Source organism: Paenalkalicoccus suaedae (genome assembly GCF_006965545.2).
Taxonomy (GTDB): domain Bacteria; phylum Bacillota; class Bacilli; order Bacillales; family Salisediminibacteriaceae; genus Paenalkalicoccus; species Paenalkalicoccus suaedae.
In genome coordinates this window covers 3,011,169-3,036,036 of sequence record NZ_CP041372.2, presented here as the reverse complement: position 1 = coordinate 3,036,036, position 24,868 = coordinate 3,011,169, and the positions used below count along the sequence as shown (strand labels likewise).

The following is a 24,868-nucleotide window of genomic DNA, read 5'->3' as shown; positions in this document are numbered from 1 at the left end:
AAGCCCCCAGTGACTTGGATGAATGAGTCATTGGGGGTTTTGTTTAGCGGATTAGAAAAATACCATTACCATTCACGTTTTCGCAAGAAGAGTACTCACTTTTAACTAATGTATCAGTATAATTGTTATTATTGTGGAGATCGGCATTACCGAAAACACAAATCCTACCGCTATTAAATGTATTACTGTTTCGGTTTGATGATATTTTGAGATTACCTCTCACTTCGACAGATGCTCCATTTTTAAAATTAACATTATTTGCTGAAAGATTCCCTCCTACCTGATAGTTCCCTCTATTTTCTAGACTTAGTTCTTGTTGTAACAACAAATTACCACTTATATTAAATGTTGCTTGGTTTTGTGAACTTAAATTTCTTGCTTGTACATTGCTAGCTTGCAATCTTCCTCCGGCATTAAAAAGAATGTCTCCAGCTATGCTTGCATTACCACCTACGTTTAATTGTGATTGGTTTCTAATAGATAGGCTACTAGCGGTTAAATTTCTAGCTATATGAGAAGGCGTTGGGCTATCCAAGTAAAATTGTGAACCTGCTTTTACAGATCCTTTTATATCAATAAATGAATGTGCGTTCTCAATTTTTATGTTGTGAGAACCGATCAAATGTCCTCTATTAAATAGTGAATAGCCTCTTAAATTAATGTCTTTCAAACTCACTACGTGATTAGTAACATTAATAGAGGCGTTATTTCCATTTTCGGCTAGGCCGTTCTTAAGATATAATGATCCATCAACATTAAAAGGGGTACTATCTAATCTAATTTGGTTAATAAATAGGAGGTTACCGCTATAAACACCGGCGTAATCACACGGACCTAACCCGTCGCTTTGGTTGTTTAATACTGTCTGAGATGTTTTAGTATTTCCTGTGAAATTACATTTCTGATTGTTGCCAGCATGTCTAAAGATTCCATCTATGTATACATGCTCCTCAGAGTTATTAGGGAATTCAACTTCATCAATATCCTCTTCAGAAGGAGGTGTCTCTGGCTCTTCATTTGGTTCCTCAGGTACTTCCGTGTCCTCATCAGGAGGAGTTACCTCATTACCATCATCAACTGGAGTTCCACTTTGATAACTAAAGTAGCTTAAACGATCCAACGTAGTGTCTATTGTATGTTCATATTGCCCGTTCAAAATAGTGGCCTTGATGTCGTGTTGATCAAAGTTTATCGACAAATTAGTACCTGGATCTATTTGAATCCCGTCTACATAAAGGTTCGTTACTCGCGTGCGCTCGTCGTGTAGAATTCTACCAGTACTAGAGTCTGCGCGGAGCTGTCCGTTTTCTGTGAAAAAGATGTCGCCACCCTGTTCATGAATTTGACGCATCGAGGTAGATAACGTGTTACTTTCCTGCACGATACTGACACGTTCGGACGTTCTTTCTTGGAAGGTGTAACTATTTATTAAAAAGCTGTAGGCGATACCTGCGACGAATGTTAATAGTACTAAGGTGGCTAAAACCTCGACCAATGTCACACCACGCTGATTTAAATGAGGGACTTTCATACGTTTTTTCACCTCTAATGTCTAAAAAGTTGTATACTGACAGTATATAGTATTTAGGACAAAAAGGGTGAATGTTATGCGACAAAATGAACAGGGATTTACTTTACTTGAAATCTTGGCTGCAATCGTCATCCTAGGATTCTTTAGTTTAGCAGCAGGGACCTTTTTCACGCAGTCTGCGATGTTCGCAAATTCTGTGGAAGAGGAAGTAGATCGTACTAATTTAAACCAGGCCATTTTATATCAAGTAGTAGAAAGAGAGAATACGTTAGCTTTGTCGCAATCATGTGATCTATTACCTGAATCGAATTCGTTTTTTGATTTTCTTGAATCAGATGAGAATGGAAGATTTGTGGAAGGGAATAATGAGAGACTTTATCCTTCAGTAACGAAATGTGTGCCGGCAAACGTAGGACGCACTATTGTTACTGTCGGGTTTTATAATCAACAAAACAGACTTGTGTCCGAAATGCACGAGCTGATAACGAGGTGATTGGATGAGGAATGAGAAGGGGTATGCATTAATCGTTGTGTTAATTGCAATTGTCGTGATTAGCCTAATGTCGGTGCCACTTGTAGAGGCAGCTCTTAACAGCTCGACACAAGCAGAGCGATCGGAGCAACAGGTTCTTGCTACAGATGTGCGCGATATTGGGATTAAGCATATGCGAGAAAATATTATTGATGTTGTAGAAGGAGCAGAGGTAGCCGATGTTGCTACAATGGCTGAACTTTTAAGAACAGAGCTTGGTAACGAAACGATTTCACTACCTCAAAATACACAAGTGTCTCAAACGTTTTCTGTAAATGCACCTCAAGTAAATATATTAGATGATAGGGTCGTTGTGACTTACATGTCTAACGGAACTGTCGGCAATGTCACAGAAGAAAGAGAAGAGACCCTACAACTTAGGCTGGTAGGTGGAACACCAGTAGAGGAAACTGGCTCAGGTAGCGGGATAGAAGAGCTGTGGCGAAAGGTTCAAAATAGTGAAAGTATATTCGTGAATGCGTCTGGAAAGTATCAAAGAAATGATGCTTCATTGAATGGTGATTATATTTTTAGAAGTAACACGAACATTCAAAATGGTGCATATGTAACAGTGACAGGAGATGCTGCTATATTGAGCGGAATTAATCTTTTGCATGACTCCTACTTACGCATCAACGGATCTTTATATCATGAAGGAAGCCAGCGACTTATGTCACAAAATCCTCGAGAAGAAGCAGAAATATTAGTTGAAAAGGATATGTTGCTAAGTAATGTGCGAATTCAGCCTCAAGCCAGAGTGTGCGTTAAAGGAAGCGTTTATCAAGTGCAAAACAATTCTTTTACGTTGCTGACGGAGTCAAATAACTCTGGACTAAATAAAGTTTCATCTTGCTCAGATAAGTTAACTCAAGGAAAAATCAACTACGAGGGTCAAACTTTCTCTGATCAACCAGGTTCTGGAACACCTGACGAAATAGAAGGGGCGCGCTGGGTAATTGAAACAATTGATAATTAATGGAAGAATATTTTTTTTATACAGCAGATAAGTTAGTTTACTTTGCTAACTTATCTGCTTTTTTGTTAAGAAAAAACATGGTAGTTAATACTATTTACCTCATCAGGACTTAAAGTCCATAACTCTGAAATGCGGAACATTAAAAATCAATTTAGGAACATAACTTCAAAATGAGGCACATAAAATCCATATAAGGAACATAAAACCCACACAAGCAACTTAACCCCTTACCCTCTGCCAAACCCACATCTTACCCCACCATTCCTCACATTAAAAAAGCACCCAAGACGTACCATATTATTGAAAATAATAGTAGTCAACCTCCTAACGAACATTTATACTTAGAGTATTCCGTCATTTTGGAACATTCATATGATTAGGGGGCAACACTATGAAGCTTGGTAAACGCTACATATCATCAGCAGTGGCATTAGCACTGCTCGCAACAACATTTTCGCCAGTACAAGCAATGGCCGGTGTAGATGTGGAACGATCAGCAGCATCGACGATTGCAGAGAGATTAAAACTTGAGCGTTCAGACGTTGAAGCCGCGGCTCTCGAGAGAGAATGGAAGCTAAGTGAGGACGAGATTGTCATTCAATCATCGCAAACGCTATCCCAACAGGCCCATAGAGGAGCAGGTGGACGCGTCATCAGATCCATCCCGGATCTCGGCTATCAAGTCGTAAAGCTAGACGGATCAAAGACGATGCAGGAAGCACTCACACATTACGCAGGTCTTGAGCAAGTAAAAAGCGCACGTCCGAGTGTGCCCGTTAAAAAGCTTGAAACAGATCCAAAAGTAGACGATATGTACCACTTAGGACAGCTTGATATCGCAAATGCACGTTCACTTGCAGGCGATAATAACGTTCGAGTTGCTGTCATTGACGGTGGAGTAAATAGTGATCATCCGGACTTATCCGATCGCGTTGTCTCCGATTACTTTACGCTAAATCCGATTCAACGAGCGACAAAGGACGCTCACGGCACGCACGTAGCCGGAATCATCGCTGCAGAGATGGATAATGGGATTGGCGGAGAGGGGATTAATCCTAATGCCGATATCATCTCTATAGACGTGTTTGGACGTTCTGGGATGGCGACCGATTACACAATCGCTGAAGGAATTCTCAAAGCGATTGAGGAAGACGCTCAAGTCATTAACATGAGCTTAGGCTCACCTTTCCGCTCTGACATCATTGGTGCTGCGGTGACAGAAGCGCTTGATGCCGGAATCACAATCGTTGCAGCGGCGGGTAACGAGCTATCAAATGATCCTTTCTATCCAGCAGCAGAGCCTGGCGTTATTAGCGTTGGCGCAACAGACGCGGATAAAGAGAAGGCATGGTTTACGTCCTACGGACCACACGTTGATATCGTAGCTCCTGGCGATTCGGTTTACTCGACGCTTCACGATATGGACAAGCCGTACACGTACGGCCCAATGAGTGGTACTTCCATGTCTTCACCTGTTGTTGCGGGAGTCGTATCCCTCATGCTTTCTAAAAATCCAGATTTGACGCCTTATGAGATCCGCTACATTCTCCAGCAAACCGCGGATGACCTTGGTGCAACTGGCTATGACACAGACTTCGGCTTTGGGCTAGTTGATCCGACCGCTGCACTATCATTTAATGGAACAATTCCGGACGAGCCTGTTTATGGGGAAAATCGGTTAGAAGATTCTACTAACGTAACGCTTTCTCCAGGTCAGTTTGAGACACGGTCTGGCTCTATTGATGTGCCTATGCAGGAATACCGCTATCACATTCCAATGGAAGCAGGCGAATATCTCCAGGTACAGCTTGAGGGCTCTGAGCTTAACGATTTAGCATTCGATATTACGGAGCTAACGGGATTTAAGGATGAGACACAGACAGTCGACTTTGCTCGAGAAGGCGAAGAAGAGGGCTACCTATTCTATTCAGAAGAAGATCAGTCCGTTGTTGTAACCGTTTATGATGCGTATGGTAAATACAATTTAAACGGTGATTCTTCGTTCTCTGTCCTATTCGAAAAGGTCACGGAGCTACCTCAAGATGGTGGAACTGCTGAGGAGCCTGTAGCAATCGACGCATTCCCTTACGAGGTGAATGAGTTCACGCTAGCAGGAGTTGGTGGCGAGCAGGATTACTTCGCTTTCACTGCTGATTCCGAAAATGCGGTAGAAGTGCACCTTGACGGAGTACCAGGTTTACGTCCATCTGTGTCGGTTTACTTCGCAGATGACTTTACACTACCAGAAGGCGTTCCAGAAGAAGAACTGGAGTTCTATGAGCCATTTCCATTTGTACAAGCCTCAGCAGAAAGCGTTGGAGATGATGTGACGCTAACGTTTGAAGCTATCCCTGGCGTTGACTATGTTCTAGAAGTATCCTCGGTCGGTTATGATGACTGGTGGTACGATGATTTCTTCTGGGAAATCGTTGGCGATATGTTTGATTTTGATATGAGCAATCAAGCCGATTCGTCGTTAATTCCTTATTCCATGCAGGTAGATGCAGCAACGTTACCTGAAGATGAGGATGGCTATCCATTCGGCAACTTTGATGATGACATGGATTGGGACATGGAAGACGAGTTTGACGGAGACTTTGCACGAGCGTTTGCAGAGCGCAAGGACAAGCGGATTAAGCGTGCGGAAGAGACGTTTGATGAGTGGTCCATGGCGTCTATGTTCGATGAGTTTTTAGAGGCAGCAAGACCGTTTGACGGTGATTTCTCTGGTTTCCTCCAATATGAGGGCGATATTGATGTTGCGGTGATTACGCCAGAAGAAACAGGTGTGTATGAGTTCACGTATAACCGTACAAAAACACTAAATCCTTTAATTGAAGTGATTCGCTATAATGAGGATTCAGAGGATATTGAGCTTGTTGGAGCAAGTATGTCTGGAAGTATTTTCGACTATTATAATCTACCGACGGGCGATGAAGATTCCTTCTACGCAGGCTTAATGGAGGGCGAAACGTATGTGATGCTCTTGGGTGAGATGGATTACGGTATGTCTTTAGACGAGTATTCTGTAACAAGTGAGTTAGTTGCTACAGATATCATCGACAGTCACGGTGATAACCATAGCTTTAGTAATGCTACTCGTTTAGGCGAATTCCCACTTCGCGCGAATATGGCACTGAGTGGTATGGATTATTTCTATGTTTCGCCAAAACAAACGGGATTACACGCTATTCACGTAGGTCCATCGACGAAACGTCCAGCACAAAAGGATGTACCGTCTGAGCTAATGGATCCTGTGCTACCAATCATCGCGGTGATTGAAGATACGAATGGCAATGGGAAGCTCGATGGTGACGAGAGCATGCGCTACATGGAATTCTATCCAGAAGAGTACTTCCAAGAATCGTTACAAGGATCCTTTGAAGCACGCGCAGGTAATGGATATTTTGTTATCGTGATGAATGATATGTTCTTCGCTGGAGCTGGTCCAAAGCTATCGGAATACTTCATTCAGGTTGCGCCAATAACGAATGAGCTACGTGGCACGTTACCATTGGTAAAAACAGGGGATGCAACTTGGGCAACAAGAGGATTCTTCCCGCTCATTAACCGTGGTAAGCAGGCTCAATCGTACACGTTTACCGTATCTACAGCAGGTAAAGTAGATGTGTCACTTGGAGTTCCAATGGGAGCAGACGGTGTGTTACGTCTTAAGAATAGTAGCGGTCAAGTTGTCGCAACTTCTGATCACTACGGCCGAGGAGACGACGAATTCTTAACAGCTGACGTGGCTCCAGGCACGTATACAGTGGAAGTAGAGGAATTCTTCGGCAGTACAGCAATGCACGCATTTACATTGGATGTAAAGAAACGATAATAATTTGTGGTTGTGGACCGCTCTGGCATAGTGCTGGGGCGGTTTTTTATGATTAAGGTTAGTAGAGTTCGAGGTCAAGTTCAAGATCAAGGTCAAGTGCGGTCACCTTCCGGTGCCTCTGCGTGTCGTTTGCAACTACCGGTGGTGGCTAGCTCAACTATTTCGAACGGCCAAACCAATGGCCGTTCGAAAGGATTTTCGCTGCGCGAAAGTGCTACCACTGGTAGTACGCAAACGTCACTTCGAGGCACCTGCGGTTACGGTATGTATAAGGGCTTCGAACCTTCCTCTTTATGTTGGAAGATACGACGCGAGAGTTCGTTGCCTCGCTTTTTTGGAGGAAGATTTGTTCATTTGGATAGCTGTGATGAATTTGGAGGACGGGGTACCAAAATGGAGGAGAGTGGTGCAAAATTTAGCCAATCTTGTGCAAAAAAGCGAGTAGGTTGTGCAAAATTGTAAATTAATTAGGTTGCTAAAGTACATCCGGAGTGGACTGTCTCTTTAGAGGAGACAGATATCATGACGGAAAGAATAATCTAATTTCTAAAGAGCCAGCATTCGAGGTCAATGACGGTCACGGGTACTCTATTCGATTACGGTAATAACCTTGGTCAGACTACTTCTTTTGCAGGTTGATTTCTAAAGAGGGAAGATAGAAAGCATATAAATATTTCCTTAACCGCAGGCGACCCGGAGCGGAGGGCGCGAAATACCCGTGTAGCTCTTTCGCGCGACAAAAATCCTTTTGCACGGCCGCTGGCCGGGCAAAATAGTTGAGTAAGCCACACAGGTATAAAGTGCCCGACGCAAAGGAGCGCCGAAGGTGCCTGCTCTTGATCTACAAAATAGAAAAAAGCGACCACGAAGGTCGCTCCATAACTACTCTTTATTTTTTAAACTGATCATCCAACGCACGTGCTGTAAAGACAGCGAATTCCGCACGCGTGACGTTAGCTGCTGGGCGGAACGTTCCGCTTTCTGTAGTTAAGCCGTTCGCAAGCATTTGGTTGATATCATGATAAGCCCAATGAGAAGCATTTAAGTCCGCAAACTCCCAAAATTTCGTTGGAGGAGCAAAGTCAAAGGCACGATTTAACATTGCTGCGAGCTCTGCGCGTGAGATCGGATCATTTGGACGCATGCCGCGCGTGTCACCAAATAGAATTTGATTGTACGATAAGTTCTTCATGCTCGTGTAGCCCCAATGCGTCGTTGGAAGGTCACCTACGTTTAGTTGGTAGCTTGCGTCAGCTTCAAGTTGAAGCGCTTCTGAAATTACTTTTGATGCTTCGGCCCGAGTTACAGGCATGCTAGGTGCATATGTGCCGTCTGGCATACCGGAGATAGCACCAAGGGAGACAAGGTAGTTGATTTCATTGTAAGCAAAGTTTGCTTCAGGTACGTCAGGGAAGCTTGCTGCCGAGGCTGGTACCATGGTCGAAAATGCGAGAACAGATGCGAGAACGAGAGTAGCCATTTTTTTCATTAAAAAAATCCCCCTATGTATTAGATATACTTCTAATATATAGGAAGATTTTAGAAAAATCTAGCTAATTATTTATCGAATTGTGCGGTAAACAAATAAGGAGAATTCAGCCCGTGTAACGGAATTACTTGGCCAATAAAAGCTGCCGCCCTGCGTTGTGATGCCATTAAACGCAAGTGTGTTCACCGGGTGATACGCCCAGTGGCGAAAGGGTACATCCTGAAAGTTTTGAAAGCTACCAGGTGAGCGATAGGAGTACGTGCGGTCCATTGTCGTAGCCATTTCGGCTCGACTAATTGGAGAGTCTGGACGGATTCCGCGACGATCTCCTTCTAATATATTGTTATAAGCAAGTGCATTGACATAAGAGTATCCCCAATGGCTAGTAGGTAAGTCTGGCGCGGATACGCTATAGCTACTTGGCGCTGTTAGATTACGATTTTCGGCTAACACTTTCGCGGCCTCTGCTCGAGTGATTGTTGCATCAGGATGAAAACGTCCGTCTGATCGTCCTTCAAGAAGACCTTGGTCAGCAAGGTACGTAATCGCTTCGTATGCCATGTGACTACGTGGAACGTCACTAAATGAATTTGCTTGAACAGTAATGGGTGCAACGAGAAGTATGAGTGCAAATGTAAGAATCCATCTCATGTTGATCACCTTCTTCTATTATTTTCTTACATAAAGATAGGTTTATAGTAAAAGAGGTTGCGCCACAATGCTACAGGCTGGAAGTGATTTGGGACCAACCGCACATGAATTGTAGTATGCTTGTAATCTTTTGAAAAAAGTACGTAAGGTAAATCCCATATTCTCACGTATTTCGTAGGTAATATGAGTCAATCTAAAATTTTATGAGATTGTAACTTTTAATCGCAAACCTTTGCTGTATAATAGACTCTGACATGGGAAAGTTTGGACATTTTTACGCTAAATACGTTCAATCGGAGGGCATTTATGGGGATTAAGAACACCTTTAGGCATATAACTTGCGCACTAGCTATCACGATGGCATTAACAGCAGTAACGCCGGGAGCAGCTGCAATCGGCACGAAGACAGCGGAGCAAAAGCAACAGCTCTCGACTGGAGTGGAGTGGACGAAGGCTAGCTACCTACAAAATTCGCTTCAGCGTGACGTGAATACAATGAAGATTAATTTACGAGATACATATACGGACGTGGAGCTCGCTTACGCAAATCCATTTACGCAACGCAGATCTACTCTGCAGTTCGCTCGTGATCGTCATACGTACGAAAATCGGGTAGTAGCTGGGATTAACGGCGCTTTCTTCGAAACTGGAGGAGAAGCGGTTGGTTTTCCAACTGGTTTTATGATGGAGAACGGAAAGCTCCTTCGCTACGGACGTAACTCGAATGATAATAATGGATACAATTTTTCGAACCAGGCCTTTGGGATGAACCAAAATGGGACTGCTAGAATTGGAGAGTTTACGCCACAGGTACGAGCTTCTATTGGAGGAAAAAACTTTACAGTAGCTGGCGTGGATAATATCACGCGTATTGGTGAGTCGATCACGATGTTTACACCAAATCACCATTTACCGACACCAGGACAAAACGCGTCGTCTGTTGCGACGGAGCTTGTCATTGATAACGTGAATATTGATATGAAGAACATTCGCTTCGGACAAACAATTACAGGAACGGTTACAAGTCGTAATACATTCCGTGAGCCAACAAATCCACGAATTCCACAGAACGGATTTGTTTTATCGGCTAATGGTGGTGCGCTTGCTGCACAGCTTGAAAATGTGAAGGTCGGCGACCAGGTTTCTGTGCAAATGGAAGTAGAGGATCATTGGAAGCAGGCTGAGTTTGTACTTGGATCGGGACCGTTTTTAGTGAAGGACGGGCGACGTCATATCACGATGAGTCCATCAGCACCGCAGGCAGTAGGACGTTTAGCGAGAAGCGCAGTCGGGATCTCGCGCGATGGTAGCCAAGTATTTTTTGTAACGGTGGATCGTTCTAATCCACAGGTAGCAAACGGAATGACGATTACCGAGCTTGCGGACTACCTCATCTCATTGGGCGCAGACCGGGCGATTAACTTAGACGGTGGTGGCTCGACGACAATGGTAGGGCTGCGCAACAACTACGGGTATCCGACGCTATTAAATAACGTCACACAAAACACGCAGCGCATTATGCCAACGTCGCTTCAGGTGCGAGATTCCTCTCCGCCACCACAGGTGACCCAGCCAGAGGTAACGCTCACACACATGACGAATGCGAGTGAGTGGCGCACATCGGCGGTACAGGGGACAAGCAGTATCACGTCAACGCTTGCGCAGAATGAGCCGAGACGCGAGAATCGCACAACAACAAAGCTCACGTATGATTTCTCTAATGCGACAGGCACGGCAGCGGCATATATGAGACGAAATGAGCCTTTCCTTCTGCACGGCAGTCCAAAAGAAATTGGCATGTGGGTGCACGGGAATGGAGTTGGCAACTGGCTACGTGGTTACGTATATGATGGCAAAGGCACACGACATACAATCAATTTCACGGAAGAGAACGGACTTAATTGGAATGGCTGGCGCTACGTAAAAGCTTCACTACCGCAAGGAGTTCCAAAGCCGTATACGTTTGACGAGATTTATCTGGTAGAACCAGCCCCAACGGCTCAAGATAAAGGATCTATCTACTTCTCTACGATTCATGTATTAGACGATTCGATTGTGGCGCAACGCTTCTCCGATGTTGCAGCGAACCATTGGGCGTTTGATCCAATTCAACGATTGTCTGATCGTGGTGTAATCGGAGGATTCCCAGATGGTACCTTCAGACCAAGTGGAAATATCACGCGTGCCCAAGCAGCAGCGATGCTCGTTCGTGATCTAGGTTTACAAACGGCAGGACGTCCAAATCCAGGCTTTATAGACGTCACACCAGAGACACAGCTCTACGCAAATATTGCCGCAGTTGCGGAAACGGGCATTATGGGAGGCTTCTCTGACGGAAGCTTTGCTCCTGCTGGAACGCTTACGCGTGCAGAGCTTGCAACTATATTAGTTCGTGCGTATCAGTTAAGCGGATCCGGCAATGTACCATTCCCGGATGTGGCATCGACGCACTGGGCGTATCAAAACATTGGCATCATGAACGCCAACAATTTAGTTGGTGGTTATAGTGATGGCACGTATCGACCAAACATCGCTGTTACACGAGCGGAGTTTGCAACTTTCTTAAACCGTATCCCGCGCTAGTTATATAGAAAAAGAAAGGAGTTCTACCTATGTTAAAGAAGTTTTTTGTAGCAACGATTGCCATCGTGATGATGTTTACCACCTTTTCGACCGTACAGGCAAACACTTCCTTCACCGACATTAGTGGGCACAGCTTAGAAGAAGAGCTACTAGAAGCGATTGACCGTAATATTATGGCGGGTGTGAGTGCGAATCGCGTCGCGCCAAATGCGCAGGTAACAAGAGGGCAGTTTGCAACGTTTTTAGCGCGTGCATTGAATCTGCCAGCAGGCAGTCAGCAAGCGAGCTTCTCGGATGTGCCAAGAACTCACGGGTTATCTGATGGCATTTACCGTGCAGCAGGAGCCTCTCTTGTAGGAGGATATCCAAACGGAACGTTCCGACCAGAGCAAAACATTACGCGTGAAGAAATGGCCGTCATGATTGATCGCGCCATTGGATACAGAGGGGTGCCTCGCCAGCCTGGTGAATTAAACTTCATCGATGTTGCTGACATTCGTGAGATGTACCTTACAGCTGTTCAAAGTAATGCGTATTTCGGAATTATTTTGGGTTATACAACAAACGATCCGTCAATGATGCGATTTGCTCCAAAGCAAAATGCAACAAGAGCGGAAGCGGCGGCATTTATTGTTCGTATGATTCGTGTTGTGGAAGATTATGAAGAGATTATCGGTGACACGGATCCGGTAGAGCCAGATCCGACACCAGGTGAGCCGGCACCAACGCCGACGCCACCTGTAACGCCTCCAGTGCAACCACCAGAAGTAGATCATTTCCAAGTTGCTTCTATCGCAAGTAATGGAGAGCTTCAAGTTGTTCCAACAACGTATTCGTCATATGATCAGGCGAAACGTGCATTAACATCAACGAGAACGATCTTGCTTAAAAATGGTGCGATTAAAGAAATGGCTGGTGGAATCGTTCGGCCAAATCATCCAACAGCATCTATCGTCAGTGTTTATGGCAACAGTAATTTAACCAATGCTACAACGTATATGACAGACGATGCACGATTTGGTTCTGAAGTCCGCTATATGGGAACGGCAAACGGTGTGATCCAAGTAGAGGTTGCTGGCCGAGTTGGCTATGTAAACTGGGATCAAGTAAAGCTGTATCCTACTCAACAAACAATTAACAAGCGTAACTATTACTCCGTCTCCGGCGGTGAGTTGACGCATCACTTGTATAACCCAACAGCGGATACTTTTTCTTCGTATCGCTATGGGAAAGCACCTGGTTTTATGCGAGCAAATGAGCGCTATTATAGTTGGAATGGTCGCACATACTTTGACAGCGCAGGGAATCGCGTCGGTGAGGCCGATCAATATTTTAATGCGCTACCAGTAAAGTCTCGCACGAACTATACAGCAGCAGAGCTTGACGCGTATTTACAAGCTGCAAGCCCTGGCAACAAGCCACTAGTTGGTATGGGGCAGGCATTTATCAACGCTCAAGAGCGCACAGGTATTAACGCGCTTTATATTATGGGGAAGGCTATTCATGAGAGCGCATGGGGCACTAGCCGTATTGCGCAGGATAAGAATAACCTGTTTGGCTTAAATGCTTCAGACTCTAATCCATACGGGAATGCAGATACGTTTATTAGCTTTGAGGCGAGCATCATGTACTTAGCGGAGCGATATATCCTCCCGGGTTATGCACATCAGGGCGACTGGCGCTTTGAAGGAGCCTTCGTCGGTAATAAAGGCGCAGGGATGAACATTCGCTATGCGTCTGATATGTTCTGGGGACAAAAAATCGCGGGACACATGTACAGAGCGGATCAATTCCTAGGAGGCAAGGACTTAGGTAACTACTCTATCGGACGAGTGAACACAACAGGTCTTAACGTTCGTCGCGGAGCAGGGACAGAATTCCCATCCATCTTTACGTACAGAAACGCGGGTGCACACGTCATCATGATCAATGAAGCGTTAGCTTCTAACGGTCAACGCTGGTACGAAGTGTCATCTGACGACAGAAGCACACCAACAGGATATATTCACAGTGCTTATCTAACACCAATACCTTATGTAAGATAATAATGTGGACTGCTAATCTTCTAATTGATTTGGAAGATTAGCAGTTTTTTGTTTTTTTGCTGCAGATGGTCTTTTCAGTTTGGTGAAGTCCATAACTTAGAAATGGGGAACATAAAAGTCAGATTAGGAACATAACTAGGAAATGCGGAACATAACTATTCAAGAGGTCCATAACTAAGGTACGGGGCACATAAATCAGGGATGCGGCACATAAAAACCAAATAAGGAACATAACTCTAGAATGAGGCACATAACTTTCACTGCAACACGATTATCTCTTTATACATGTAGATAAAACCATATATGACTAGCTCAACTAGCGCGAAAAAGAGAGAGAAAGCTCTAGATCAAGTGGCATTTCGCGCAAAAAGCCATTAGTGCGCGTATTCAATCGAGATTTTACAAGATGCAAATAGTAAAACTACTAATCTATTAGTGTTTCCCAAAATTATTAGCGTAACTAAAGCTACTAGTAAACTAGTGATGAGAAACTTGAATTATTTCGTATGTAGTTCCAAAGAATCATATATTCTATATTTTCTGTCGCGAAACTGTTAAATATGAGGTGGTGTGTGGTATAGTTTGCATAGAATTGCTGTCAAAAATTACGAGTAAGTAGCGAAGAAAGTCAGGGGAGGAATAATATGCGGAATCGTATCATCGTTGTACTAGCTGCGTGTTTTTTAGCTTTTGCCATCATAGGTTTTAACCCAAATGAAGCTTCTGCTATTTCAGTTGGTACCGTGACATCTTCAACAGATTTAAATGTAAGAGAAGGTCCAAGCACATCTTTTAGATCCATTGATAGACTGCCATCAGGTACACCAGTACATATTTTAGAGACAGCTAACGGGTGGCATAAAATTCAACATAGTGGAAATGTCGCGTATGTTTCAGCAAGCTATGTACGAACAATTCCGATTCCAGCAAATGGATCGGGAAATACACGTGCGATTGTAAATGGAAATGTGTTACAAACGGATGCTCGTGTTATCAATGACCGAGGTACAACTCTCGTGCCTTATCGTGCAATTGGAGATGCTCTCGGTATTAATGTGAGATGGGATCAGGCTAATCGCGAGGTTCATGCGCAGGATGGCAACAAGCGCGTTATGTTCCAAATTGATCAGAAAAAAGTGTTTGTAGATGGAAATGAAATTCAAGGAGCCGTACCTGCAGATATTAGACAGGGCGTCACATATGTACCACTTAGATTTTTTGCACAAACATTTGGAGCTGATGTGTATTGGCATCAAACATCTCGTTCAGCTTACGTAAGTCGATTATTTGTACCTGGGAGTGAAGTATTACCAACTCCACCAGCGCCAGCTCCTATTGGAACAGAAGCAGTAGTTACAGCTTCGTCTTTAAATGTACGGTCAGCTCCAAACGCTAGCGCACCTAGATTAGGTGGCTTACCAAACGGAACGATCGTGATTGTGGAGTCAGAATCAAATGGATGGGCTCAAATTACGTTTCAAGGTCAAAAAGGGTATGTGAGTTCATCATTCTTAAACATGGGAGGTCCGGCGTCACCTGGTCTCTCTGGTAAAACGATCGTACTTGACGCAGGTCACGGTGGGACTGACCCAGGAGCTGTCGCGGGTGGCATGAATGAAAAAGACCTCATTTTTGATGTTGCTAAGCGTGCAGAGCGGCTATTAACAGCTGCTGGAGCAAATGTTGTCATGACTCGGGATAGAGATATCTTCTTGTCTCTTGCAGAGCGCGTACGAATCGCCGAGCGAAGCAACGCCGATGTGTTTATTAGCGTACATGCAAATGCGTTTAGCAATCCGGCGGCTAATGGGACGGAGACGTTCTACAGCACTCGCTATAGTTCGCAATCCTCAAAGAAGCTTGCAGAGGATATACACCGCATTATGGTTGCTAAATTACAAACGACGGATCGCGGCGTCAAGGAAGGCAATTACCACGTTATTCGCGAGACGACTATGCCAAGTGTGTTACTAGAGCTAGGATTTATGACTAACTCTTCAGATGCACAGAAACTCCGGACAGACGCGTACCGACAACGTTCAGCGGAAGCAATCTTTGAAGGACTACAGCAGTATTTTAAATAAAAGTTGTTCGTTTAGAGCAGGAGCCGATTAGGGTTCCTGCTTTTTGTTTTTGAGAAATGCATGGGGCGGGGGAAAAGTATGCTAAGGTTGTTGAAGTGTTTACGATCGAGGTTAAAATGCATGCCGCGAGTTACGACATGCAGACGGTCAAAATTTATGGACACGAGCAAGGTGAAAATGCAGACGCACCCCAAAAACCATAACAAAAAAAGGCTAAGGTTGATTCATCAACCTTAGCCTCTACCAACAATAACTTACTTCTTTTTAGGAGGATACGCCTTCCAACGAGACAGATCCGGATTTTCTTTCGTAATCATCGAAGCAGGGAATACAAAGTTCCACGGTGTACTTGTATTCGCTTTTACTTCAAGCTTCGGATTCAGTTTAAATCCACCAGTTGCTACGATATCACCCGCAGCATCCTCAACTTGTAGAGGAATCTGCTCCAAGTTAATCGCCTTCTCTCCACCGTTACGTACAAGAAGCGTCACGTGGAGCTCGCCAGTCTGTTCCACAAGCTGCGCCTTCAAACCAAGGAAATTCACCTCACCAGGCTTCGGCGGCTCAATTTTATTTACAATCTCCTCAAGCTTCTTTTGCTCCGTTGTCGCAAGAGACTTCTTCCATGTGCTCGTAAGCTCTAAAGAGTGCTTTCTAGAGGATGGCTTGAGTTGGAATGCAAGCGTCCATCCTTTGGCTGGAACCTCATCGATGAATAGATCCTTAGCAGTAAACGTAAAACGCCACGGGCGGCTAGAGTGAGCAGGTAGCTCGCCGAGCTCGCTCAAATCAACGACCTTGCGCCCAACAATTTTTTCGTCTTTATCAAGTAGCACGATCGTTGTTTCCGAAAGAGCAATAGGGCGGTTAACACTGTGTCTCACAAAGGCGTGAAACACATAGTTCTCCTTATCGTCTTTTGCAACGTTGATGCCGTAAAGTGACAGTTGGTTTGGTTCAAGCGCTGGGCACTCGTTGTTTAGGAAGCGGAAGGAGTACATATCTTCTTCTGGTAAGTTCCAAGAAGGGTGAATAGATAATGTAGGTTCCACCTTTTCGTTCGATGCTTCTTCGTCAGATGTTTGTAGGATGTCGTTTGAGGAGACCGTTGATTCTTGGCCTTCCATTTCTAGCTTCTCTTTGTTTTTCTTGTTGAAAAATGGGAGCATGATAAAACCTCCAAGTTAGTATAGTATGTAGTCGGTTTCCCTTCGGCGAAGAACACGAAGGGGAACCCAGTTAATCTTCTGTTGTCGCCGCTGCTTCTGAAGCTTTCTTTTTCTCTGCTTCAAGTAAAGGACGCAATGGACGTAGCATTTGGAATGCGGTGTCCTTTTGGATATTCGCATATGTCTTCTCGAAGAACTCAAAGCCTTCGCGAAGGTAAATGCGCATTGGGTCTTCTTGCTGGTAGCTACGAAGTCCAATACCTTCTTTCAGACGATTCATATCGTCTAAGTGAGAAAGCCAGCGAACGTCGATGCTGATCAAAAGTACGCGCTTTGCATCGTTTTGCACGGCAGGACGCTTTTCGTACTTCGATATCCATTCAATGTATCTGGCAACACTTTCGCGCACCGGACCTAACACGTCATCTAAGCTCTCGATTTCACCTTCTAAAGCAAAGTCTTCGTGTGGAAGAATATGGTTAAGTTGCACCTGTAGATCGTGGAGATCCCACTCTTCAGGTAGCTGATACTCGGGACAATGCTTTTTAACGAGCTCGTCGGTTGCACCTTTAATCATTTCATAGACAAATGGTAGAGCTTCGCGTGTCTCTAAAACTTTATTACGTAGCTTGTAAATAACGTCACGCTGTTCATTGACGACATCATCAAGTTTGAGCGTATACTCACGCTGCGCATAGTTTAAATCCTCGCACATACGCTGGACCTTATCAATAAATGCACCAGCTTCTTTACTTTCGATCTGACCATGTTCATCTGCAGTAAGAGATTTCTGCCATTCTTCAAGCTCTTCGCGAGCAAAGCGCTTCATCATCTCATCTTCAATAGAGACATAAAACTCGGTTGTACCAGGGTCACCCTGACGACCTGCACGTCCGCGTAGCTGATTGTCGATACGACGGCTTTCGTGCTTTTCTGTCCCGAGGACAAATAGTCCGCCGAGCTCTTTAACCCCGTCACCGAGCATGATATCGGTACCGCGTCCAGCCATATTTGTAGCAATTGTTACTTGTCCAAGCTGACCTGCTAAGGAGATGAGCTGCACTTCTTTCTCCACGCTTTTTGCGTTTAAAATCTCATATGGAATTTCTTCTTCATCTAAATATTGCGCAATTGTTTCGGATTGAATGATAGACGTTGTTCCTACTAACACAGGCTGCTTTTGGTCGTAGAGCTCACGCACCTTTTTAGCGACTGCGATGTACTTCTGCTCAACAGTAGCAAAGATTCGATCACTTCGATCGTCACGCAGACGTTTTTTGTTAGGCGGGATGGCAATAACCGTCATGCCATAAAGCATCTCAAACTCCTGCTTTTCCGTACGAGCGGTACCGGTCATCCCAGATAGCATTGGATAGAGGCGGAAGTAGTTCTGCACCGTCACCGTTGCTTGCGTCTTGTTCTCCTCAGTAATCTCCACGCCTTCTTTGGCTTCGATTGCCTGGTGAAGTCCATCAGAGAGGGTACGACCGTCCATAATACGTCCTGTAAACATGTCGACAAGCTTTACTTCGCCTTTGTCGATAATATATTCGACATCGCGCTTAAACATCACGCGTGCGCGTAGTGCCTGGATCACATAGTGATAAAGCGTTTGGTGCTCTAAGTCATACAAGTTATCAACGCCAAATGCGCGCTCGACCTTCGTGATACCGCCGTCTAAGAAACTAACAGACTTCGCTTCACGATCATAGACGTAATCTTCATTCTCCTGAAAGCTTTTAGAAAGCTTCGCGCAAATGTGGTAAAGATTCGGATTAACGCTTGTTTTACCAGCGATAATTAATGGTGTTTTTGCTTCGTCAATCAATACACTATCAATCTCATCGACGATCGCGTAATGATACGGACGCTGGCGAGAACGTTGATTCGTGCCGTACACCATGTTGTCTCGTAAATAGTCAAAGCCAAACTCATTGCCGACACCGTATGTAATATCAGCGCGGTAAGCAGCTTGCTTTTCGGGAGCAGACAGCATCGGTACGTTAAGTCCAACTGTCAGTCCAAGAAATTCGTGCACTTCTCCAATCATCTCACGGTCACGGCGTGCTAAATATTCGTTAACCGTAATGACGTGAACGCCTTTCCCTTCAAGTGCCTTTAAATAGCTTGGCAGGGAAGCAACAAGTGTTTTACCTTCTCCAGTTGCCATCTCCGCAATGTCGCCCTCAAGTAGCGTCAAGCCACCCATAAGCTGCACATCGTAGTGACGTTGTCCAAGGACACGCTTTGCAGCCTCGCGCACGACAGCGAATGCCTCGACCGTTAAGTCATCAAGCTTTGTACCAGCTTCTAAACGTTCTTTAAATTCAATTGTTTTATGTTGTAACTCAGCATCAGACAGCTTCTCTACATCGGCTTCTCGCTTATTAATTTCAGCGACAATTTTCCCGTATTTTTTAAGGCGTCGGTCTTGCTCTTCTCCGATTACCTTTTTGACAAACTTAAGCATTATGCTCTCTCCTTAAAACTCTCAAAATCGAATGTAAATCTGCCGTAACAAATTCACCATTCCCAACGACTAGTATAGCATGAATAGGAGTTTAATTGTCTTTCTCGATGGAAAAATCAAGGGTGGTTCGAAAGTCAATTCCATTCCATAGGTAAATTTGGTATGATGCAAGAGAGAAAAAAGCAAAGAGAGGCTAACTCATCATGATAAAACAGTTTGACCGCGTCAATATTCTAGGGGTGCCGTTTGTTCGTACGACGTTAAAAGAGATGTCGGAGCAACTAGTCACGCACGCTGAATTAAAAGAAAAAGCTTTTGTCGTAACGGCAAATCCGGAAATCGTCCTCCATGCTTATGAGAATGACGACTATAAAAGAAGTATTGATAAAGCTACATATGTAACTGCGGATGGAATCGGAGTTGTAAAGGGTGCGCAGCTGATTGGCGAGAAGTTACCAGAGCGCGTTACAGGCTTCGATTTATTTATGCGACTCTTAACGATGGCAAATGAGAAGGGGCAGTCCATTTACTTGCTTGGAGCATCAAAAGAGGTTCTTCCTAAAACGATTGCGCAGATCGAGACGCAGTTTCCTCACGTAAAGATTACAGGTAGTCATCACGGATTCTTTGATTGGGCGGATGATGCGATCCCGAATGAGATCAGAGAGACGAAGCCAGACTACGTGTTTGTAGCGCTTGGACTACCAAGGCAGGAGAACTGGATTGCGCAACACATGGATCAATTTGACCATGGCGTCTTTATGGGGATCGGCGGGAGCTTTGATGTGCTCGCAGGCGAAGTGAAGCGCGCACCAATGTTTTGGCAAAAAATCCACCTTGAGTGGTTTTATAGGCTTCTAAAGCAGCCAAGTCGAATCGGACGCATGATGGCGTTACCGCGATTTGGGATCAAAATGCTTCAAGAGAGAAAGAAGCAACGATGAAGCAGACCTTTTTACAAGGGGCGCTAATTATTACAATTGCGTCGCTCCTTTCAAAGATTATCGGCAGTCTCTTTCGAATTCCGCTTCAAAATATTGCGGGCGATGAAGTGTACGGGATCTTTTCGATCGTCTATCCCGTTTATATGGCTGTTTTGACGCTCTCGGTTGCAGGGATTCCGCTTGCGATTTCCAAGCTAATCTCGGAGGCGAGACTTGCAGGCAATGAGCAACAGATTCGTGACATTTACGTCACAGCAGCTATCCTCGCGATGAGCTTCGGAACAACATTGTTTATTGGAATTGTCCTATTCTCCAATCAAATCGCGTCCCTGTTAGGCGGAGAATTCGCGATGCTATCCTTAATTGTTGTATCAGCGACATTGTTAGTTGCGCCTTATATGGCCGTATATCGCGGTTATTTCCAAGGCTATCAGGATATGCGCCCGACTGCGCTCTCGCAGGTGCTAGAGCAGGTCGTTCGCGTTTTCTTCATTCTATTGTTTGCGTACATCTTAGTGCGTCAAGGCTTTAACGAGTCTGTGATCGCAGGAGGCGTCATGATCGGCTCAATTCTTGGGGCGCTTGCGTCACTTGTGTATCTGCGCCGTAAATTTACCAAGTCCGATGTGAAGCCAACAACGGACGTACGCTATTCAATAGATAGCTTTCGTCGCTGGTCCAAAACGATTCTTAAAATTTCCTTACCTATTTGTGTCGGCGCACTAGCGATGGCGCTCGTTAACTTCATTGACTCGATCACCGTCCCGAGTCAGCTAGCTGCGATTGGCGAAAATGTGGCTGTACAGTATGGCTATTATGGTCGGGGACTTGCGCTCGTACAGATTGCTGTTGTATTTGCACAAGCACTTATTTTACCATTGATTCCGCTTATTACAGGGGCATTAGCAGCAGGCGATCACACGAAAACTTCTCGCATCACAGAGAAGGCAATGAAGTTTATGCACTTAACATCATGGCCAGCTGCCATTGGTCTACTTGTTCTTACGGTGCCACTCAACATTGCGTTATTTGGAGATACGATGGCAAGTGATACATTAGCAATCGTACACGTAAGTGCTGTATTTACGTCGTTTGCTGTATTGACAACAGGACTTTTACAAGGAATGAATAAGCAGCTTTTGTCTGCCTATATTGTTCTCGGAGCATCCGTATTAAAAGTAATCCTCAATATTTTCTTAATTAGAGAATTTGGATTAATCGGGGTAGCTTGGTCCACGCTAGTTGTGTATGTCGTCCTTACGGCATGGAATTTGTATGTGATGAAAAAGTCGATCTCGTTCAAGCTATTTGGGAATGGAGAGATTCGTGTCATGCTAGCGGCAGTTGGTATGGGGGCAGTCGTTTACTTACCAATGCTACTGTTTGATGTAACAGCTTGGAGTCGAGGCGGTGTGCTACTTTTCGTCTTTGCCATGATGGCTGTTGGAGCGGTAGTATATGGACTATTATTACTTGTATTTAAAGGTGTTACTCGTGAAGAGCTTAAAATGATCCCTGTCGTTGGAAAGCGATTATAGGGACGTCATGATAGAAGGGGAGACTAAACGAATGAAAAAAATTCTATGGGGCGTTGTAATACTCGCAATGCTCGTCTCTATTCCATTTTTGTGGGAGAGAGTCCAGGTTGAAGGGGCAAACGATGTGTATGAGCTATCGATCCCTTATGATGATATTGAGCTTATGTCCAGAAATGCAGGACTCGATGCAGAGCTTATTTATGAGCGATTAACGGCGGAGCAGGGCATTCAATCGGTTGCCCTTGAGCCACTTACGATTTCGGATTTACGGTCTCGTGATTTAGTGGAGTATGTGTCCACAGGGCAGCTTTTACAGCTCTATGATATTGAGCGTAGCGATATTCCGCAGGAAACGGGATTTTACCTGCAGATTATTGAAGAAAATGAGCTAACAGAGCCAATCGAAGAAGTGTTGAACTACGAGCGTTCTGAATTTGGCTTAGAAATTATGGAAATGGAGATTGAAGGAGACACTTTCTTTTATGTCCCATTTGGGTCAAGTCGTACACTGAATGAACCAATTACATTTGATATGGAGGCATATGAGGAAGTCGTGTCAAACGGACTTTCTGTCATTCCGCGCCTTGAAAACAATTTTTACTTTGAAGAAGAAAATCACGTGTTGTTTAGACAGTTAGAAGAGATGTCGGAGAACGCGTCACACGTCTTATTTACAGGTCTTGAAATCGTTGGCTTCGGAGAGCCAGAAGCTATTGCAAACTTAGCTGATCGAATGAACCGTCTTGGACTAGGCGCAATCATGATAGAAAATAGTGATCAACGTGGATTACATCAGCTTATGGACCGATTAGACCGTGATCACGTTCGTCTCCATAGTATGACCCTTGGATCCACATTTGATCCAACGGACTATACGGCTGTTTTTCGTGGAGCGCGCGCTGTGCATGAACGAAATAATCAAATTATTTTTGTGAACTTACTTAACCGCGCACCAGCGGAGATCTATACGTCACCAGACGCTGCGCTAAAGCAGCTTGACAACACAGAGATTTTCCTCTCCGACATGCATCGTCGCACAAGTGGAGAGCCAGGCATTGCGATGCCATATGAGAATTTCCAAGCACCAATTTGGTTTACATTAATTGTTTTACTTGCGGCAGCATCCTTTGTTGGAATCGTTGCATCTCTATTATCCACAAAGCTAATCTTGCCATTAGCTGGTGTCAGCTTTATTGGATTTGCAGGGATCGCACTAGTAAATATTGATATACTCATGAAATTAATTGTATTGGGACTAGCTATTTTAGCGCCAACCTACGCGGTGTTATCCATTAAACAACCTGAGTCAACAAAGCAGGTTGCTATCAGATTCTTACAGGCAATCGGTATTACGTTAACAGGTGCATGGTTTGTTGTTACCCTCCTATACGGATCTGACTACATCTCCCACCTGGACACATTTAGAGGAGTAAAAGTTTTATCGATTGCTCCAGTCATCATTTTAGCGGCATTCTTTATTGGCTACCGCTGGCTTTCTGAGACAGTAAAGTTCTGGCACTTAGTTTTCTTAGCAGTCGTTGGAGGATTAGCACTCTTCTATGTGACGCGTACTGGCAACGCCGGAGTAGCGCTCCCGTATGAGCTTGAATTCCGTCAGCTGTTAGAGAATACATTCTCTGTACGCCCACGAACGACAGAGTTCTTGATTGGTATTCCTATCTTTGTAACCGGGCTTTATATGTGGAAGGAGAAAGTACTGTTCGCACGCTTCCTTTTACTTGCAGGGGGACTTGGCTTTGCATCCATGGTCGGAACGTTTACTCACCTTCACACACCGTTTGTCACGTCGGTTATTCGAACTGCACTTAGTATCGGAATCGGAGCGGTTATCGGTGTCGCACTGATCGTCGTGGTGAAGGCAATCTTAAAATGGGTCGTCCCAGCAGTGATGGAAAGGGTGAGTCGATGAGGGTAGTTCTATCAGGATACTACGGTTTCGATAACGTTGGCGATGAGGCTATTCTTCAATCCATCGTGCAGGCGCTTCGTGAACAACAGCGCAATATTGAGATCACCGTCTTATCTAACCAACCAGAAAAAACAGCGAAGACGTACGGTGTTAAAGCCGTTAACCGTTGGAAGCTGAAGGATGTTTTTAGCGCGATTCGTCGCGCTGACGGCGTCATTAGCGGTGGAGGAAGCCTCCTTCAAGATAAAACAGGCCCCAAAAGTGTGATTTACTACAGTGCGATCATGTGGATTGCACGAATGACTCGCACACCTTACGCGATCTATGCGCAAGGCATCGGTCCACTTGATCAGCCGCGCAGTCGCAAGATTGTCAAAGCAAGTCTCGCTAAAGCAAGCTATCTGTCAGTTCGGGATGAAGCATCTAGAGCACTTCTTTCAGACATTGGGATCACGAAGCAAATTCGTCTTGTTCCAGACCCTGTTATTGGCATTCGCGCCAAAGGCTCGGAGCAACCACCAATGGCTGGTCTCGAGTCTGAGACTTATATTACCGTCTCGATTCGCGACTGGCCGCACGGCAAAGATCATTTAAAGAAGCTTGCCGAGATGCTTGACGACCTTATTGCTTCGGGCGAAACAATTGTCTTACTCCCTATGCACGGGGAAGAGGATGCAAAAACGGCCGCTCAAGTGACTTCTTATATGACACAATCAGGGGCCATCATTTCTCCACACAGCGCTTCTATTGAAGAGAAGATTCAGCTAATCGATCACAGTAAGCTTCTTGTAGGCATGCGACTACATGCATTAATTTTTGCCGCAACAGTCGACGTACCATTTGTGGCAATCTCGTATGATCCAAAAATCGACGCCTTCGCGGCACTGTGCGATCAACCAGTAGCTGTCAATGTCGAGGACGATGAATGGACAAAAGACGACGTCTTACGTGAAGTACAAAAGGCGCTCGTTGAATTAGATGATCGGCGCGCATCCGTACAGGCATATACCGCGTCAGCAAAGGCAAAAACAGAAGCATTAGCGCAACAAGTACTGCGAGCTTTTTCTTAATTACCCATAATTTTAGAG

General features: G+C 44.7%; 15 protein-coding genes. 10 read left to right on the top strand and 5 right to left on the bottom strand.

What is annotated here, in order from left to right; all coding sequences use genetic code 11:
* Nucleotides 1-43: 43 nt before the first annotated feature.
* A complete protein-coding gene (locus tag FLK61_RS16065; protein WP_176010374.1) occupies nt 44-1,531 on the bottom strand; it encodes a prepilin-type N-terminal cleavage/methylation domain-containing protein in 1,488 nt (495 codons plus the stop codon).
* 76 nt (nt 1,532-1,607) lie between these two features.
* On the opposite strand from FLK61_RS16065, the gene FLK61_RS16060 reads away from it, so the two are divergent.
* From FLK61_RS16060 to FLK61_RS16050, 3 genes are all read left to right on the top strand, one after another.
* Nucleotides 1,608-2,024: a type II secretion system protein gene (locus FLK61_RS16060; RefSeq protein ID WP_176010373.1), complete on the top strand. Its 417-nt coding sequence runs from the start codon at nt 1,608-1,610 to the stop codon at nt 2,022-2,024.
* Between the two features lie 4 nt (nt 2,025-2,028).
* Complete coding sequence (locus FLK61_RS16055) at nt 2,029-3,039, top strand: hypothetical protein (protein ID WP_176010372.1); 1,011 nt, start codon at nt 2,029-2,031, stop codon at nt 3,037-3,039.
* 391 nt (nt 3,040-3,430) lie between these two features.
* Nucleotides 3,431-6,877, top strand: coding sequence for a S8 family serine peptidase (locus FLK61_RS16050; RefSeq protein WP_176010371.1), 3,447 nt, complete (start codon nt 3,431-3,433; stop codon nt 6,875-6,877).
* 889 nt (nt 6,878-7,766) lie between these two features.
* Here FLK61_RS16050 and FLK61_RS16045 read toward each other — a convergent pair.
* Together FLK61_RS16045 and FLK61_RS16040 are read right to left on the bottom strand one after the other, a co-directional pair.
* A complete protein-coding gene (locus tag FLK61_RS16045) occupies nt 7,767-8,366 on the bottom strand; it encodes an S-layer homology domain-containing protein (protein WP_176010370.1) in 600 nt (199 codons plus the stop codon).
* 72 nt (nt 8,367-8,438) lie between these two features.
* Nucleotides 8,439-9,017, bottom strand: coding sequence for an S-layer homology domain-containing protein (locus FLK61_RS16040; protein WP_176010369.1), 579 nt, complete (start codon nt 9,015-9,017; stop codon nt 8,439-8,441).
* Between the two features lie 306 nt (nt 9,018-9,323).
* Between FLK61_RS16040 and FLK61_RS16035 the strand changes: the two genes are divergently transcribed.
* From FLK61_RS16035 to FLK61_RS16025, 3 genes are all read left to right on the top strand, one after another.
* Nucleotides 9,324-11,600 carry an S-layer homology domain-containing protein gene (locus FLK61_RS16035; RefSeq protein WP_176010368.1) on the top strand — a complete coding sequence of 759 codons (2,277 nt, stop codon included), beginning with the start codon at nt 9,324-9,326 and terminating at the stop codon, nt 11,598-11,600.
* A 29-nt stretch (nt 11,601-11,629) separates the two neighbouring features.
* Nucleotides 11,630-13,645 carry an S-layer homology domain-containing protein gene (locus tag FLK61_RS16030; RefSeq protein ID WP_176010367.1) on the top strand — a complete coding sequence of 672 codons (2,016 nt, stop codon included), beginning with the start codon at nt 11,630-11,632 and terminating at the stop codon, nt 13,643-13,645.
* Between the two features lie 644 nt (nt 13,646-14,289).
* Nucleotides 14,290-15,729: an N-acetylmuramoyl-L-alanine amidase gene (locus FLK61_RS16025; RefSeq protein WP_176010366.1), complete on the top strand. Its 1,440-nt coding sequence runs from the start codon at nt 14,290-14,292 to the stop codon at nt 15,727-15,729.
* A gap of 254 nt (nt 15,730-15,983) precedes the next feature.
* On the opposite strand, the gene FLK61_RS16020 is transcribed toward FLK61_RS16025, so the two are convergent.
* A complete protein-coding gene (locus FLK61_RS16020; RefSeq protein ID WP_176010365.1) occupies nt 15,984-16,898 on the bottom strand; it encodes an accessory Sec system S-layer assembly protein in 915 nt (304 codons plus the stop codon).
* A 70-nt stretch (nt 16,899-16,968) separates the two neighbouring features.
* A complete protein-coding gene (gene secA2 / locus FLK61_RS16015) occupies nt 16,969-19,368 on the bottom strand; it encodes an accessory Sec system translocase SecA2 (protein ID WP_176010364.1) in 2,400 nt (799 codons plus the stop codon).
* Between the two features lie 203 nt (nt 19,369-19,571).
* Here secA2 and FLK61_RS16010 point away from each other — a divergent pair, with 203 nt between their 5' ends.
* Genes FLK61_RS16010 through csaB form a run of 4 tightly spaced genes read left to right on the top strand, consistent with a single transcriptional unit; the run spans nt 19,572 to nt 24,850 of the window.
* The gene (locus FLK61_RS16010) at nt 19,572-20,312 is read left to right on the top strand and encodes a WecB/TagA/CpsF family glycosyltransferase (RefSeq protein WP_176010363.1); all 741 of its coding nucleotides are present in this window, start codon (nt 19,572-19,574) and stop codon (nt 20,310-20,312) included.
* Nucleotides 20,309-21,850 (top strand): putative polysaccharide biosynthesis protein, encoded by a 1,542-nt coding sequence (locus FLK61_RS16005; protein ID WP_176010362.1) that lies wholly within the window; start codon nt 20,309-20,311, stop codon nt 21,848-21,850. Before FLK61_RS16010 ends, FLK61_RS16005 begins: the two co-directional genes overlap by 4 nt.
* 31 nt (nt 21,851-21,881) lie before the next feature.
* Nucleotides 21,882-23,780 (top strand): DUF5693 family protein, encoded by a 1,899-nt coding sequence (locus FLK61_RS16000; protein WP_176010361.1) that lies wholly within the window; start codon nt 21,882-21,884, stop codon nt 23,778-23,780.
* Nucleotides 23,777-24,850, top strand: coding sequence for a polysaccharide pyruvyl transferase CsaB (gene csaB, locus FLK61_RS15995; protein ID WP_176010360.1), 1,074 nt, complete (start codon nt 23,777-23,779; stop codon nt 24,848-24,850). The genes FLK61_RS16000 and csaB overlap by 4 nt, the downstream gene beginning before the upstream one ends.
* Nucleotides 24,851-24,868: the final 18 nt, after the last annotated feature.

Coding starts and splice junctions, on each gene's coding strand:
- FLK61_RS16065 (WP_176010374.1), bottom strand. CDS start 1,531: ATGAAAGTCCCTCATTTAAATCAGCGTGGTGTGACATTGGTCGAGGTT.
- FLK61_RS16060 (WP_176010373.1), top strand. CDS start 1,608: ATGCGACAAAATGAACAGGGATTTACTTTACTTGAAATCTTGGCTGCA.
- FLK61_RS16055 (WP_176010372.1), top strand. CDS start 2,029: ATGAGGAATGAGAAGGGGTATGCATTAATCGTTGTGTTAATTGCAATT.
- FLK61_RS16050 (WP_176010371.1), top strand. CDS start 3,431: ATGAAGCTTGGTAAACGCTACATATCATCAGCAGTGGCATTAGCACTG.
- FLK61_RS16045 (WP_176010370.1), bottom strand. CDS start 8,366: ATGAAAAAAATGGCTACTCTCGTTCTCGCATCTGTTCTCGCATTTTCG.
- FLK61_RS16040 (WP_176010369.1), bottom strand. CDS start 9,017: ATGAGATGGATTCTTACATTTGCACTCATACTTCTCGTTGCACCCATT.
- FLK61_RS16035 (WP_176010368.1), top strand. CDS start 9,324: ATGGGGATTAAGAACACCTTTAGGCATATAACTTGCGCACTAGCTATC.
- FLK61_RS16030 (WP_176010367.1), top strand. CDS start 11,630: ATGTTAAAGAAGTTTTTTGTAGCAACGATTGCCATCGTGATGATGTTT.
- FLK61_RS16025 (WP_176010366.1), top strand. CDS start 14,290: ATGCGGAATCGTATCATCGTTGTACTAGCTGCGTGTTTTTTAGCTTTT.
- FLK61_RS16020 (WP_176010365.1), bottom strand. CDS start 16,898: ATGCTCCCATTTTTCAACAAGAAAAACAAAGAGAAGCTAGAAATGGAA.
- secA2 (WP_176010364.1), bottom strand. CDS start 19,368: ATGCTTAAGTTTGTCAAAAAGGTAATCGGAGAAGAGCAAGACCGACGC.
- FLK61_RS16010 (WP_176010363.1), top strand. CDS start 19,572: ATGATAAAACAGTTTGACCGCGTCAATATTCTAGGGGTGCCGTTTGTT.
- FLK61_RS16005 (WP_176010362.1), top strand. CDS start 20,309: ATGAAGCAGACCTTTTTACAAGGGGCGCTAATTATTACAATTGCGTCG.
- FLK61_RS16000 (WP_176010361.1), top strand. CDS start 21,882: ATGAAAAAAATTCTATGGGGCGTTGTAATACTCGCAATGCTCGTCTCT.
- csaB (WP_176010360.1), top strand. CDS start 23,777: ATGAGGGTAGTTCTATCAGGATACTACGGTTTCGATAACGTTGGCGAT.